The sequence below is a fragment of the Ruminococcus sp. OA3 genome (assembly GCF_022440845.1).
Lineage (GTDB): Bacteria > Bacillota > Clostridia > Lachnospirales > Lachnospiraceae > Ruminococcus_G.
In genome coordinates, this window is the sequence record NZ_JAKNTO010000001.1 from 3711250 (window position 1) to 3725537 (window position 14288).

13 protein-coding genes and 1 other annotated feature are annotated in these 14288 nt (G+C 45.7%); of the genes, 1 reads left to right on the forward strand and 12 read right to left on the reverse strand.

Translation table 11 applies throughout. The annotated features are described in order from the left end of the window. The 10 genes from MCG98_RS17065 to MCG98_RS17110 all read right to left on the reverse strand — a co-directional run bounded on the left by MCG98_RS17065 (position 1) and on the right by MCG98_RS17110 (position 7937). A complete protein-coding gene (locus MCG98_RS17065) occupies positions 1–615 on the reverse strand; it encodes a stage V sporulation protein AA (RefSeq protein ID WP_240303051.1) in 615 nt (204 codons plus the stop codon). After that, positions 612–764, reverse strand: a complete 153-nt coding sequence (locus MCG98_RS17070; protein ID WP_240303052.1) for a hypothetical protein — start codon at positions 762–764, stop codon at positions 612–614. Before MCG98_RS17070 ends, MCG98_RS17065 begins: the two co-directional genes overlap by 4 nt. A 76-nt stretch (positions 765–840) precedes the next feature. Continuing rightward, complete coding sequence (gene sigF, locus MCG98_RS17075; RefSeq protein ID WP_240303053.1) at positions 841–1557, reverse strand: RNA polymerase sporulation sigma factor SigF; 717 nt, start codon at positions 1555–1557, stop codon at positions 841–843. A gap of 12 nt (positions 1558–1569) precedes the next feature. Continuing rightward, positions 1570–2016 (reverse strand): anti-sigma F factor, encoded by a 447-nt coding sequence (gene spoIIAB, locus MCG98_RS17080; RefSeq protein WP_240303054.1) that lies wholly within the window; start codon positions 2014–2016, stop codon positions 1570–1572. After that, positions 2000–2365 carry an anti-sigma factor antagonist gene (locus MCG98_RS17085; RefSeq protein ID WP_240303055.1) on the reverse strand — a complete coding sequence of 122 codons (366 nt, stop codon included), beginning with the start codon at positions 2363–2365 and terminating at the stop codon, positions 2000–2002. The genes spoIIAB and MCG98_RS17085 overlap by 17 nt, the downstream gene beginning before the upstream one ends. 188 nt (positions 2366–2553) lie before the next feature. Next, entirely contained in the window at positions 2554–4086 is a 1533-nt protein-coding gene (locus tag MCG98_RS17090; protein WP_240303056.1) for a tetratricopeptide repeat protein, read from the reverse strand. An 11-nt stretch (positions 4087–4097) separates the two neighbouring features. Next, positions 4098–4253 (reverse strand): hypothetical protein, encoded by a 156-nt coding sequence (locus tag MCG98_RS17095; RefSeq protein ID WP_044983252.1) that lies wholly within the window; start codon positions 4251–4253, stop codon positions 4098–4100. Then, complete coding sequence (locus tag MCG98_RS17100; RefSeq protein ID WP_240303057.1) at positions 4240–5532, reverse strand: folylpolyglutamate synthase/dihydrofolate synthase family protein; 1293 nt, start codon at positions 5530–5532, stop codon at positions 4240–4242. The genes MCG98_RS17095 and MCG98_RS17100 overlap by 14 nt, the downstream gene beginning before the upstream one ends. 110 nt (positions 5533–5642) lie before the next feature. Then, on the reverse strand, positions 5643–6113 hold the full coding sequence (locus tag MCG98_RS17105; RefSeq protein ID WP_240303058.1) for a hypothetical protein: 471 nt from the start codon (positions 6111–6113) through the stop codon (positions 5643–5645). A 687-nt stretch (positions 6114–6800) separates the two neighbouring features. Then, a complete protein-coding gene (locus MCG98_RS17110) occupies positions 6801–7937 on the reverse strand; it encodes a Gfo/Idh/MocA family oxidoreductase (protein ID WP_240303059.1) in 1137 nt (378 codons plus the stop codon). A gap of 270 nt (positions 7938–8207) precedes the next feature. Between MCG98_RS17110 and MCG98_RS17115 the strand changes: the two genes are divergently transcribed. Then, entirely contained in the window at positions 8208–9224 is a 1017-nt protein-coding gene (locus MCG98_RS17115) for a LacI family DNA-binding transcriptional regulator (protein WP_240303060.1), read from the forward strand. A gap of 88 nt (positions 9225–9312) precedes the next feature. Here the strand turns inward: MCG98_RS17115 and MCG98_RS17120 are convergent, their stop codons facing one another. Next, complete coding sequence (locus MCG98_RS17120) at positions 9313–11328, reverse strand: LTA synthase family protein (RefSeq protein ID WP_345891695.1); 2016 nt, start codon at positions 11326–11328, stop codon at positions 9313–9315. Positions 11329–11364: 36 nt separating this feature from the next. Continuing rightward, positions 11365–14010 (reverse strand): valine--tRNA ligase, encoded by a 2646-nt coding sequence (locus MCG98_RS17125; RefSeq protein WP_240303063.1) that lies wholly within the window; start codon positions 14008–14010, stop codon positions 11365–11367. A gap of 42 nt (positions 14011–14052) precedes the next feature. Further along, positions 14053–14280, reverse strand: a binding site (T-box leader). Positions 14281–14288: the final 8 nt, after the last annotated feature.

Consider the following 14288-nt stretch of genomic DNA (forward strand, 5'->3'; position numbering starts at 1 on the left):
CTATTCCTTCCCTTTCCGCTCCTCCTGCTCGATGATCGTAGTATCCACCGAATCTTCATAGGTACGCATTTCAACCTCCATCGGCGTCGGGTCCTGCGTAAGCTTTCGTTTGCCAAAATGATTAAAAAAGAACACGGCGCCAAGACCGATGCCGATAGAATACGATATCTCAAGCACTGTAAAGCCCGTGTATTCAAGTCCGGTAAACTGCACGTAAATTTCCTCAAAAAGCTTGGGTATATCCACATCAGAGTTGAACGTCATAATCGAAAATGCCGTGCCGATAAAGGTTACAATACACACAAAAATAATTTTTATCACGCTCATCAGCCGATGCTTTTTCGACGGGTCTTCAAATGTAATGATAAAATTAGGTTCTCCAATATGAGTCACATCCACATTAGAGTCCAGTACCTGTATCTTTTTCACGATATCGGTCACGGCTATAGGATACCGTCCGTACTGCTCCTCCTTGATGGTCCGTATTTTCAGCGCCTGCATTTTGGCAAGCACTGCCGGATCACTGCACGAGAGGTTCGCAATATCCTTAAGGTAAACATCCGGACTGCTCACCCTGATATTTTTATCTGTCTGCAAATAAAGCATCGTACTCATATAGCCACATCCTCATCCATAATCCGTTCCACCAGCATGCCTCCGGACTTTTCTTTTTCATTTCCCCGCTGCCATAGATAACAGCCAACCAAAGCCGCGCACGTCAGAACGAGCACTGCCAGCCAAACTACCATCCGTTTCCGTGTCATACTTTCCCTTCTTTCTGCGCATTCTATTTGTACTTCAATTAGTATTGAAGTTTTACAAAAAAATATACGGAGAAAGTCATAACAACTTTCCCCGTAATCCCAATAAAATCTTTTTTTCCATTCTGGATACCTGCACCTGCGTCATTCCCATTTCTTTTGCAATGGCTGTCTGTGTCATATCCTGAAAATATCTTTTATAAATCAGTTCACGTTCTTTTGCGTTCAGAGTTCCGAGAACTTCTGTGAGGACAATCCTGTCCAGCGCCGTTTCCTGGCTGTTTCCTTCCTCTTTCAGCTTGTCCATCAGCTCAATACTGTTGCCTTCGCTCTGATAAATGGTCTGCTGCAGAGACTCAATCTGAGCCCCTGCATCCATTGCTTCCACCAGCTCTTCCTCCGGCACCTCAATCGCAGCAGCAATCTCAGAAAGCGTCGGCTCTCTTCCCATCTGTTTTTCCAGCTGTTCTTTTGCCGCATACGCTTTGTGTCCTGTTTCTTTCAGCGAGCGGCTGACCTTTATCATTCCGTCATCCCGTAGAAAACGCTTCATCTCTCCCGCAATCATGGGAACAGCATACGTTGAAAATCTGACCTCATAACTCAGATCAAACTTATCTACAGCTTTCAGCAGTCCAATGCATCCTATCTGGAACAAATCTTCCATATCGACCCCGCGGTTTGCAAAACGCTTCACGATACTCCAGACAAGACCCATGTTCTCATTAATAATCGTATCTCTCGCTTCCTTATCCCCTTCGTGCGCCAATTCAATCAGGGCAAGGGTATGCTCCATACTTCCTCCTTCTCATTCCGGAAACTCACCAATACGGCTTCCGACTGTCTTTTTCATGTGAACTTCTGTCCCTTTTCCGGGCTCCGATACCACAACGACCTCGTCCATGAAGGCTTCCATAAAAGCAAATCCCATACCGGATCTGTTCCACTCCGGTTTTGTTGTAAAAAGAGGTTCCATCGCCTTTTTTACATCTTCGATTCCTTTTCCATGATCGATCACTGTAAGATACAGTTCATGACCAACCGTTTTACATTCAATTCTGATCTTATGTACTTCGCTCTCGTATCCATGAATGATTGAATTTGTGATCGCCTCCGATACTGCTGTTTTTACATCTGCAACCTCCTCGAGTGTGGGATTTAACTGCGTGCAGAATGCCGCAACCGCCACCCTGGCAAACCCTTCATTGCAGGAGCGGCTGTCAAATTCAATGCTCATTTCATTCGTGTTCTCCATACTGTTCCCCTTTCTGATTCCCCTTGATATTCCATTTTTTCTCCCTGCTGATCGATATCAGTTTATATATTCCTGACATATGGAGCAGTTTATCAATCCGGTCATTTACATGCACCGCCTCTACATTCCCGCCGATCAGGTTGATATTTCTATATCTCCCCATGATCACTCCGATCCCTGAACTGTCCATAAAATCCGTTTCCCTGAAGTCAAAAATGATTCGCCGAATATTTTTTTGCTCCATAATCCAGTCCGTCTTCTGATTCAGCATTTCCGCAATATGATGATCTAATTCTTTCGGAACGAAAACTGTAAGGCTCGTCCCACTTACACGAAACATGTCATCCATACGATCTTATACTCCCTTATTTAATTTTTTCCAACTGTTCATGGCGGCGGAAATATCGATATAAAACAAGGTCGGGCTTATGAGCCGTCCAGAACAGTTACTTTTTTTAATAAAACTCTCCCCTTAACCCCGCCAGAATCAAAACGGGGATACACAGTCTCCTGCGCATCCCCGTTTTAGAGGTTTCTCTATTCTTCGTAAATGTCCCCGGTATCACCTTCATTTCCGGAATCTGTCGGGGAACCATCCCCTTCGCCCTCATTCCCTTCCGGACTTCCTTCGTCTTCCTCACCGTCACCGGCGGACGTTTCCCCATCTCCATCTGCATCCAGGATATCCTGGCCGCTGTTGATGGCATCGATATACGCCTGTGCACTCGATGCACGCCGCGTATCCGGATTCTGTGTAATGATCTCCTGGAAATACTTCAATGCATTTTGTGTATCACCGCTTTCACGGTAACAATGTGCCAAAACATTCAGCACTTCATAATCCGTATTATCGATCTCCAGAGCCTGCATCAGCTGCGTGATTGCTGTCGCATAATCCTGCTGATCAAACGCCTCAATTCCCGCCGATTTGAATTTTGAAAACAGTGTGGACCTTATATCCGCATAGATATTGTCATAGATCGCCTTCGCGTCTACCGACAACAGCTCCACGTTCACCTCAGCAAGTGAGTTTGCTGCGTTCGTATAATTTTCTTCCTGATAGGCACTCCATGCTTTGATCAGGTTTTCATAACTGGTCACACGCTCATCCGCCTGGGAAATCTGATCCTGTGCGGATGTTACAGTTTCTTCCGATTCCTTTATCTTATCTTCCATCTTAGACAGCTCTGCCGCCTGGCTGGCCATCGTATTGCTGTACTCCGTAACCTTATGATTCGCCTCACGGTTAATGCTCTGTACCCTTGCCGGAACAAACAGAAACCATACGACACACGCCCCCACAACAAGGCCAAAACCGATATTCAGGACCGTAGAAAACACAGAGCTCTCTCTGAAAGCAGGGGGCAGAATAACATCATTTACACCCATCTGCTCTTCCCGTTCTTCACGTTTACTCCTCCTGAAATTCCATCTTGATTCCAGATTCGTATGCGTGCCGGTCTGTTCGTCGACTTCTCTGAGAAAGCGCAGCGTTGTGGAGTTTGTCTTATCAATTTTTGCTGCCTTTTTGAGAATCCGCCTGGCCTTCTCGTATTCTTTCTCATGAATATAATTCAGCGCAAGCAGATGGTATGCTTTGATCAGTTTAGGATTCTGTGTCAGAATCTTTTTCAACTGAATCACCGCCACATCAGAACTGCCGTTTCTGCAGCAACCCAGCGCCTCATTATATTTTTTTATCGTTTGATTGATTCCATCCAGCTTATTGGCGTTTGCCTGCAGCCTGTCAATATATTCTGCCGCTATATTCCCTTCCGGCATGATATTCTTGCTGATCACCCATTCACTCAGCGCAGAGACAGCTTCTCCCGTCTCGAAATACACCAGGCCAAGCAGATTTCTCGCCTGTATATTCAGTTTATTAAATTTCAAACTCCGTTTCAGCAGATCGATCGCTCCGGACAAGTCTCGGATTTCCGCCTTTTCAAGCCCCTGATTATAATAGAGATTCGAAAGAAGATATGCTTTTTTCTGCACCACTACATCGAACCCGCACTTTGGGCAGTGTGAGGATTCATTCAACAGAGCACCGCAGTTCATACAATTCATCTGTATTCCTCTCACTCTTTCTTCGTTTTCGTCTGTCCGCCCGCATCCAGCATTTCTTTCAGAATATCAATCACGTCAGTCAGATCTCTGTTGTATACGGCATTCTCCACTTCATCTACATCCAGACTCGGTTTGAATTTTTTCAGTTCTTCTTCATAATTTATCATTTTCGTATCTCCTTAGACACTTCTTGATCTCCCCCACAAGATACAGGGACCCCACGCAGAACAAAAGACCATCCCCCCGCATTGTGCATGCCTCATCAAACGCCTTGCCGATATCAGGCTGTTCATGCACCTTGCGGCACCCGTTCTTCCGAAACTCCTCTGCAAGCGCCCCTGCAGGTACGCTGCGTTCGCCTTCAATCTGAGCAGCAACGACAGCATCCGGCTGAATCTGCCGGCAGATTTCAGCGATCATTTCCCTGTACCGCTTGTCTGCAACTGCGGAAAATAAAATTGTAATCTTATAATCCTTTTTAAAATGAACTGCCGTCTCCACAAACCTGCGTACACCGTCTTCATTATGGGCCCCGTCCACGATCACTCCGGGAAGTATCGTTTCCATACGGCCTTCCCACCTTGTGCCTGCAATTCCTCGTCTGAGCACCTCGTCCTTCAGACCATGTACATTACTCAGGACCTTCATCGTAAAATAAGCCAGGGATGCATTCATCATCTGATATGCGGCCACATACGGAATCGCCAGTTCATCCGCTCCATCAAATAGAAATCTGATTCCCTCCGGAGTATTACTGATCGCCTTATACATGGACTCCTCCAGCATAAATGCCGGGCTTCCAAGTTCATCCGCACGTCTTTTTATCACCGCTGCCGCATCCGGATTGCACCCGTCAAATATCACGGGAACTCCCGGCTTGATAATGCCGGCTTTTTCGGCGGCGATCTTATCCACAGTGTCCCCCAGATATTCTGTATGGTCGAGGCTGATCGATGTAATAATGCATGCAAGAGGATGCGAAACCGTGTTCGTCGCATCCAGCCTCCCGCCCAGTCCGGTCTCCAGCACAGCATACTCGACCTGTTTTTCCTGAAAATAAAGCATCCCTACAGCAAACAGGATCTCAAAGTAGCTCGGATGTTCCCGTCCTTCTGCCACAAATTCGTCAATCACCTGCTTTACCCTGCCAAACAATCTGACAAAGGACGCATTATCCATCATTTCGCCGTTCACGCGAAAACGTTCATTCATACTCACCAGATGCGGAGACGTAAACAAACCACAGGAAAGTCCACCTTCCTGCAGCATCGATGCCAGATAAGCACATACGCTGCCTTTCCCATTCGTCCCTGCCACATGAATCACCTTCATAGTGTTCTGCGGATCTCCCACACGGCGAAGAAGTTCTTTTGCATGAGCAAGCGGTTCTTTAATCGCAAATCGCGGAATCTGTTCTATATAAGTAACTGCTTCTGTATAATTCAAAAAAACCACCACTTTACATGTATTCCGTCAAAAACTTTTGACTCTTATACATTATAATAAGTGGTGGTTATTTGCAAGTGGTTTATGTCGCAACTTTTGACTTTCTTCTATTAATTTCCGCCTGTCATCAGTTCAACTGCAGATTTTGCCGCTGCCTTTCCTCCGGCGTTTCCGGTCGTACTGACAAGCTTATCATAATCCACTACACCGCTTCCAAATCCATTCAGCACAACGGAGACATCGTTTACATGTGCAGCTTCCGCTACAGGCTGTGCATCGACGGATTTATCCGGTGTCACGACCAGCACATCAACATCTTCAGACAACATTCCGATACACTCTGATACCATTTTTTTGTCATTTCCGTCCAGGCTTACGATTCGGCAGTCATAACCCAGACTGCCCGCTTCTGCTCTCAGCTCATCTGCAAACGCTTCCGTATCCTGATCCATGTCATAACACAGATAACCAATGACACCGTTCACTTCCTCATTGCTCGCAGCGCTTTCCGTTCCGCATGCGGTAAGCATCCCTGCCATAATAACGCCTGCAATCGCCATACCTAATGTTCTCGCCTTCATAATCAGTTCCTCCTCATAATATAAAATTAAAATTTTAAGGCCTTTCGCCTTCTGTTTAGGTTTATGCACCAATCATTCATTTAATGTTTTTGTTTTGTTTATCTTATATTTAGAACATACCACTAAACCCTCCATCAGTCAACACTAAAACACCCGGTTTTTCATATTTGTTTATTATGTACATTAAACTGTTTAATAGCACTACTTTTTTCATCATTTTAACTTTACACCTTTAAATCCCTCATAAAATCGCAGTTTTATTTTTAAAAAACAAAAGACATCGGTGTAGGATCCGATGTCTTTTGCACATGAGAATTATATAGAGTAAATTAGTCAATAGGCTTGTTTATTAAACTATCAATTGTTTATTACCATGTGTTTCAATTCTTTATATATAATATTATACTGCCACCTTATATGTCAATGCATTTCAAATAATTTTATCATCTTTATTCATATTATACGTTAAACTGTTTATTTCAAATATGTTTTTTGTCAACTATTTGTGTCTTATCTTCTTTTCCTTTGCATGTTCTATATTAATCTTTTTTCATCAAAAAAACAATTATATTTACAAGCATTTCATTAAAGTTTTCTGCTGTTTCCCCAAAAAATTCCCGGGCATCAAAAAAAGACCGCACTTTTAAAGCAGCACGGCCTTTACTCTCATTTACACCCCATACAGGATCAGATCTCCACCCATACATTTCCGTTTGCATTACTCTCAACACAGGCATCAACAAAGCGAACACCGTTAATACCGTCCTCAATGTCCGGATAAATGTATTGCTTTTCTGTTGCTCCATCTTTTCTTGCAATGACATCCCGGCAGAACGCCTCATAGATGTTTCCAAACGCCTCGTAATATCCTTCTGGATGACCAGCCGGCAAATGTGACATGCCGAGGCTCTGTTCACCATTGTAATCACGGTTCATAGCCAGATACTGAACAGGCTCACCAAGACGTGCAAATTTCAGCAGTCCCTGTTTGCCGTGATACCACTCAAGACTTCCTTCTGTTCCGTAGATACGGATGCGAACATCTGCATCATGACCGATAGCTACGATGGAAGACCAGAGATTTCCAGAAGCCCCGTTGCTGAGCTGCAGCATCACATTACTGTTCGTCTCAAGCGGCAATCCATCAACTGTATTGTCAAACCGGGCCAGTACTTTCGTAATATCAAGCCCTGTTGCTGCATGGATCAAGGACTCCAGATGTGTCCCGATATCCACTGTACACAGTGAGCCATTCGCTCTCTCAGGATCAATCCGCCACATCTTTTTACGGGTCTCTTCATCGCGCAGTCCCAGAAGCAGCCAATCCTGCGGATACTCGGTTGTCACGTATACGATATCTCCTATTTTTCCCGCTTCGACCATCTCTCTGGCCTGGCGAACCATCGCATATCCATGATATGAATAAGTAACCGCAAAACAAAGATTGTTTTCCTTTGCCAGTTTTTCCAATTCCTTCGCCTGTTCAACCGTCGATGTGACCGGTTTGTCACATATTACGTGGATTCCTTTCTCAAGAAACGTTTTCGCAATGTCATAGTGCGTATCGTTCGGTGTCGTAATTGCAACAAAATCAATGCCATCCTCGCGGGAACTTTCCATTTCTGCCATTTCCTTATAACTGGCATACACGCGGCTCTTATCCTCCACATTCCACGCTTCCGCAGCTTCTGCATTTTTTTCCGGATTTCTTGTAAAACATCCAGCCGTCAGTTTGGCAAATCCTCCAAGAAATGCCCCTCTTCTGTGCACATCTCCGATAAATGCTCCATTACCCCCGCCTATCATACCATACTTCAGATACATAACACTTCATACCTCCTATACTCTTAATGTTTGTTTAAAAAACACCCCTAAACACCATCACCAGTAAACCGCCGATGATTGTTTGATATTTTTAGAGTAATACAGATGCAGATGCATGTCAATTCAGATTCTTGCACAGATTCCGTAAAATCATCAAAATATTGCATTTATATAATTTTATATTTTTCTAAACGTTTAGTATGGATTGCAAACAAATTGTATGTTATGATGTGTAATAAGAATAAACAAAATGGGAGGCTTCAGAAATCTATGAAAATGACTGTAAGGAAAATCGCCGAAGCTGCTGGCGTCTCTCCAGCCGCTGTCTCACTGGTTTTAAATGACAAGCCCGGAGTCCGGCCGGAACTCCGTGCCCAGATTACTGACCTGTTGCTTCAGAATGGGTATTCCATCCGCAAAAAAGAAGAAGCGGCTCCGAAACGTATTCTCTATCTTTACTACAGGGATCCTTCCTGGACTCCTTATATGCGCAATGAATTCAGTACCCGCGTGATGGAAGGTGTAGAGCACGCATGCCGGCAAAAGCAGTACTCCCTGTCCATCGCCAATGCCAGTTACGAAACATTAAACCGGGTCCTGGAAGATGCCCAGAATACAAGCTGCGACGGTATTGTATTTCTTGGTACCGAATATAAACACAGAGATTACCAACGCTTTGAAAATTTCCCGGTGCCTCTCGTCGTAGTGGACCGGGTGTTCAGCGGCTGCTCCGTGAACTGTTTTAGTGTCGACGGAGAGATGGGTTGCTATCAGGCACTATCCCATTTGAAAGAACTCGGTCATACAAATATTGGATATGTCACCAGTCAGCAGGAATACGGGACCCATCTGGATACAGAAATCAATTTTATTCACATGCTGGAAAAGCTCGAACTTCCCTTCCAGAAAGAACATCTCTATCATCTGGATTACTTTCAGAAGGACCTGCAGAAAAATTTTCTGGAACTGCTGAGCCAGCGTTCCTCTCTGCCAACGGCCATCGTCGCTGGCAACGATATCATGGCTGCTGCTGTTGTCTTTGCCCTGATACAAAAGGGGCTGAAAGTCCCGGAAGATATCTCAGTCGTAGGCTTTGACGATTCCAATGTCTGCCATATGACTTCCCCGGCTATGTCTTCCGTCCACATTAATGCGGAACGGCTGGGCGAACTTTCCATCGAACGTCTGCACCATCTGATGACCTCCGGCACTCACGATATCCAGAGAACCTATCTGGGCACCTCGCTCTCCCTGCGCGGCACGACAGCTCCGCCCAGAAAAGACTGAGCGCCTCTGAATACAAAAAAGAATCTTCAGACACAGCAACAGCTGTATCTTCAGATTCTTTTTTTGTACTGATGCTCCGCCGCTTTATCTACGGCTGCTCTTCTTCCGGCGGGAGTGTCCCGGTAGTTTTCGGTTCTTCATATGTGATTGTACCGGTTCTGCTAAGCACACGGTGTGTAGAACTGTTGCTCTGCTGTGCAACGTCAAGCACATCGCCGTCAGTGATCTCCACCTCGCGTACCATCAGCGTATTCGGTCCGATAAAGTACGTATCTTCTATCAGATCTTCATTGATTTCCAACTTGCTGGACGCCGTAAAATTTTCTCCCGTTATATAGTAGGTACCGTCCGACAGTTTCGTTATTCCGGAAAAGACTACAGGTACAGCCCCCAGTTTCAGTTTCGTTCGCATAAAAGGGTCCTGACCCTGATAAACATACTGCTCACCATACAGAATATCATACTGCATGGCTTCAAGGTCGACCTGATAATTTTGAGTCTTCCTGCGGTTCTGGTGATAATTAACTATAGTTCCCTCATGAATGTTCAGGCGGTCCAGTACCTCCGCACCCATCTGATAGGCAGCAAGATTAACATCTTTTTTCTCCAGGCCAATATTATCCCACATGACATACTCTGTCTGAAACAGATAGCGGTTTTCAACATCCTCGGCTGTAAGTCCCATTGTAGGCAGATGATCTCCGTACATCACCAGGACCACCGGCTCATCATAGTCCTCCAGTGTCTCCACAAGCTCCTGAATAAAATCATCCATTTCTTTCAGCTGGTTTACGTAATATTCCCAGGAATTATTATTTTTCTCCTGCTTCTCAGCACCGGTGACAGTAATCTGCGGATCCTCAAGTATAGGTTCCGCAGGATAATCCCCATGTCCCTGCACAGATATTGTATAGATATAATCAGCACTGTCGGTAGATTCAAGGCATTTCATGATCTCATCCGTCAGAATGTGATCCTTCACCCAACCCGTCTCAGTAGTATCCGAAATATCCGGCATGTACTCTTCCGATGTAAAGGTCTCGAATCCCAGATTGGCAAACACACTTTTTCTGGAATAGAAGTTGGCCTCGTTATTGTGTATTGCATGAGTGGAATACCCAAGTCCCTTCAACACATACGGAATACTTTCACACGTCTTCTCTTTTAAAATAGTCTTGTAAGGATACTCTCCGGGTCCAAAATAATGCAGACTCATGCCGGTAATCGCTTCAAACTCTGTATTGGCTGTTCCCGCTCCCACAGAGGGCACTTTGAAATAGCCCGAGGTATATTCCTTCATCAGCCTGCGGAAATTCGGTATGGGATCCTCCGATATATTGAGGAACTCAACCAGTTCAGGGTCGAAAAAAGACTCCAGCTGCAGAAAAATGATATTCGTCGCCGGCTCGCTAAGCCTGGTCCGCTCGATCGTCCCCTCACTCTGTACGATCTCATGCATCAGATCTTCCCCGTAACCATTAGGACAGTTAATTCCCACATTAAAGAATGTCGTCCCCAGGCAGTATGGAAATCCATAGTCCTCATATGCAAATGCAATATTTCCAAAATAACTGGAAAGCACACGCTTTTCAAGTGCGACATTTGTCACCATCACAAATGCCCCTATACCTGCAAGAACGAGCGGTATATTGAGCCGATAGTACATTTTCCCCTGATATTTAGGCGCTTTGACTGCCAGCCAGACAAGACCGCAGATCAGAAGTACAAGCAGCGCCAGTACAATGATCAGCATTGCCAGCGACAGATATTTATTCAAAATCCTGAGGCTTTCCGTTATCAGTTTCAGGTCCGGTCCCGTAAAAGGTGTGACTCTGCACGCCAGTACAACACCGTTGATGATTCCCAGAATCAGCCAGACAACGAAGATAACTGTCCGTGCAAAAATCCTCCTCCTGGTCAGATAAACCACCGTCGTCGTCACAAATATGAGAAAAGCATTGTACAGAAATACAAGCTTGCTTCCCGTCATAAATTGAACGGCATCATACAGCGAGTGGCGGCATATTGCTTCGACGATCAAATACAATATGCACACCCCAAGAAACTGCAGCGGTACCGAAAACCAGTTACATACTTTAACCACTTTCCCCCAATTGACCTTGAAATTTTTCATTTTATTTTATAATTGCTCCAATCTTGCTTTCACCTGTTCCAGCATCCGGGTATATTTTTCCAGTTTTTCCCGTTCTTCCAGAACTTTTGATTCCGGCGCCTTGCTTAAGAACTTTTCATTCCTGAGCATTCCCTCACAGCGTGAGATCTCTTTTTTCAAATGCCCTTCTTCTTTCTGAAGGCGTTCTCTTTCTTTTTCTTTATCTACCAGTTCCTCAAACGGCAGATACACAACTGCATTTGGCACAACGATAGAAACGGCATCATCACTGATATTCTTCTTGGTCATCTGTATCCGCACCCTGCTCGCACTCAGAAATTTCACGTAGGAGTCCTTCATCATCTCAAGGCGCTCGCACAGCCCTTCGTCCTCCGACACAATATAAACTCGCGTTTTTTTGCTCGGCGGCACATTCATTTCAGCCCGGATGTTCCGCACTCCTCTGACGATTGCCTTTACATCGTCTATCATCTCTTCCGCATAAGGGAACTGCCACTCTTCTTTAAATTCCGGCCATTCAGAGATCATAATCGACTCTTCCTCCGGACAGAGAGTTCCATATATTTCCTCCGTTATAAACGGCATATACGGATGCAGGAGTTTTAATGCACGGGACAGCACCGTCTTCAGCGTCCACAGCGCATATTCGCTGCTGTCGGGATCATGCTCCGCAGCCCAGATTCTCAGTTTGGCAATCTCGATATACCAGTCGCAGAGCTCATCCCACAGGAAATCGTGTATCTTCTGAACTGCGATTCCCAGCTCGAATTTTTCCATATTTTCTGTAACTTCTTGAGTCAGTGTATTCAGTTTCGACAGGATCCAGCGGTCCGCAATCTTCAGCTGGAAGCGCTCCGGCTCTTCAACTTCCGTATTCTCCAGATTCATCATGATAAAACGTGATGCATTCCAGATTTTATTTGCAAAATTCCTGCTCGCCTCAACACGCTCCCAATAGAAACGCATATCATTTCCCGGTGCATTTCCCGTAATGAGCGTCAGACGCAGTGCATCTGCACCATACTGGTCGATCACCTCAAGCGGATCTATGCCGTTGCCCAGAGATTTACTCATCTTACGCCCTTCGGAATCACGCACGAGTCCATGGATCAGTACATGATCAAACGGGGATTTGCCCGTCTGTTCCAAGCCTGAAAACACCATACGGATAACCCAGAAGAAAATGATATCGTATCCTGTAACCAGGACGTTAGTCGGATAAAAGTACTCCAGTTCCGGAGTTTTCTCGGGCCAGCCGAGTGTAGAAAACGGCCACAGTGCTGACGAAAACCAGGTATCCAGAGTATCCTCGTCCTGTGTCAGATGCTTACATCCACATTCCGGACATTTATCCGGGACTTTTCTGTCAACGACCACTTCACCACACTGATCACAGTAATACGCCGGGATCCGATGCCCCCACCAGAGCTGTCTGGAAATACACCAGTCACGAATATTTTCCAGCCAGTGGAGATAAATTTTGTCAAAACGTTCCGGAACAAAATTCAGTTCCTCTGTATCCAGCACTTCAATTGCCGCCTTCGCCATCTCTTTCATACGCACAAACCACTGCGGCTTGATCATGGGCTCTACCGTCGTCTTACAGCGGTCATGTGTCCCCACATTATGAGCATGTTCTGTCACCTTTACGAGCAGCCCCTGCTCTTTTAGATCTGTGACGATGGCCTTGCGGGCGTCATACCTGCTCATGCCGGCATATTTACCGCCGCGCCCGTTGATCGTGGCATCGTCATTCATGATATTAATTTCTTCCAGATCATGGCGTTTTCCGACTTCAAAGTCATTCGGGTCATGTGCCGGGGTAATCTTTACGCATCCCGTTCCGAACTCCTGATCCACGTATTCATCTGCAATAACCGGAATCTCACGGTCTGTCAGCGGAAGTTTCAGCATCTTGCCCACCAGATGCGCATATCGCCCGTCATTCGGGTTTACCGCAACTGCCGTATCTCCCAGCATGGTTTCCGGACGTGTCGTCGCGATCTCCACAAATTCCCCTTCCTCGCCCACTACGGGATACCTGATATGCCAGAAATGCCCTGCCTGCTCAGTATGCTCAACCTCAGCATCCGATATCGATGTCTGGCACACCGGGCACCAGTTGATGATCCTGCTTCCGCGGTAAATGTAACCTTTCTCATACAGTTTCAGGAAAACTTCCTCAACTGCTTTGGAACATCCTTCGTCCATGGTAAAACGTTCCCGCTCCCAGTCCGCCGAAGAGCCCATCTTTTTGAGCTGGTTGATAATTTTTCCGCCGTACTCTTCCTTCCATTCCCAGGCATATTTTAAAAACTCTTCTCTTCCGATTTCATCTTTATCGATGCCGCGCTCCTTCAGGCTTTCAGTGACTTTAACCTCGGTCGCGATCGCGGCGTGGTCTGTTCCCGGCTGCCAGAGCGCCTCATATCCCTGCATACGTTTAAACCGGATCAGAATATCCTGCATGGTATTGTCAAGCGCGTGTCCCATATGCAGCTGTCCTGTAACATTTGGCGGCGGCATAACAATGGTAAACGGTTTTTTATCCGGATTAACCTTTGCATGAAAATATCCTTTCTCCATCCAGTTCTGGTAAATACGGTCTTCCATCCCTTTGGGATCGTATGTCTTTGCCAATTCTTTACTCATAATTTCCTCCGTTAAATTGAAAACGCCCTTTACACAATCTGTGTAAAGGGCGAATGATCGCGGTACCACCTTTGTTCGGAGTATAGCACTCCATCTCTTAAGTTCCATAACGCCGAACGCAGCGTGCCGGCTTACTGCCCGAAAAGGGCGTTCACCCGGCCGGTTCAAAAGCTACCTTCCATTTCCACTTTCCCCGGTGCGGCTTCCAGCCAGCGGCCGCTCCTCTCTGTCAGGGTCTTGAAATGTACTCCTCTTTCTCACAACCTTTTTCTTGCTTA

Excerpts from the sequence above, each read along its gene's own strand:
- MCG98_RS17065 (WP_240303051.1), bottom strand. The coding sequence starts at position 615 with ATGAGTACGATGCTTTATTTGCAGACAGATAAAAATATCAGGGTGAGC.
- MCG98_RS17070 (WP_240303052.1), bottom strand. The coding sequence starts at position 764 with ATGACACGGAAACGGATGGTAGTTTGGCTGGCAGTGCTCGTTCTGACG.
- sigF (WP_240303053.1), bottom strand. The coding sequence starts at position 1,557 with ATGGAGCATACCCTTGCCCTGATTGAATTGGCGCACGAAGGGGATAAG.
- spoIIAB (WP_240303054.1), bottom strand. The coding sequence starts at position 2,016 with ATGGAGAACACGAATGAAATGAGCATTGAATTTGACAGCCGCTCCTGC.
- MCG98_RS17085 (WP_240303055.1), bottom strand. The coding sequence starts at position 2,365 with ATGGATGACATGTTTCGTGTAAGTGGGACGAGCCTTACAGTTTTCGTT.
- MCG98_RS17090 (WP_240303056.1), bottom strand. The coding sequence starts at position 4,086 with ATGAATTGTATGAACTGCGGTGCTCTGTTGAATGAATCCTCACACTGC.
- MCG98_RS17095 (WP_044983252.1), bottom strand. The coding sequence starts at position 4,253 with ATGATAAATTATGAAGAAGAACTGAAAAAATTCAAACCGAGTCTGGAT.
- MCG98_RS17105 (WP_240303058.1), bottom strand. The coding sequence starts at position 6,113 with ATGAAGGCGAGAACATTAGGTATGGCGATTGCAGGCGTTATTATGGCA.
- MCG98_RS17110 (WP_240303059.1), bottom strand. The coding sequence starts at position 7,937 with ATGTATCTGAAGTATGGTATGATAGGCGGGGGTAATGGAGCATTTATC.
- MCG98_RS17115 (WP_240303060.1), top strand. The coding sequence starts at position 8,208 with ATGAAAATGACTGTAAGGAAAATCGCCGAAGCTGCTGGCGTCTCTCCA.
- MCG98_RS17125 (WP_240303063.1), bottom strand. The coding sequence starts at position 14,010 with ATGAGTAAAGAATTGGCAAAGACATACGATCCCAAAGGGATGGAAGAC.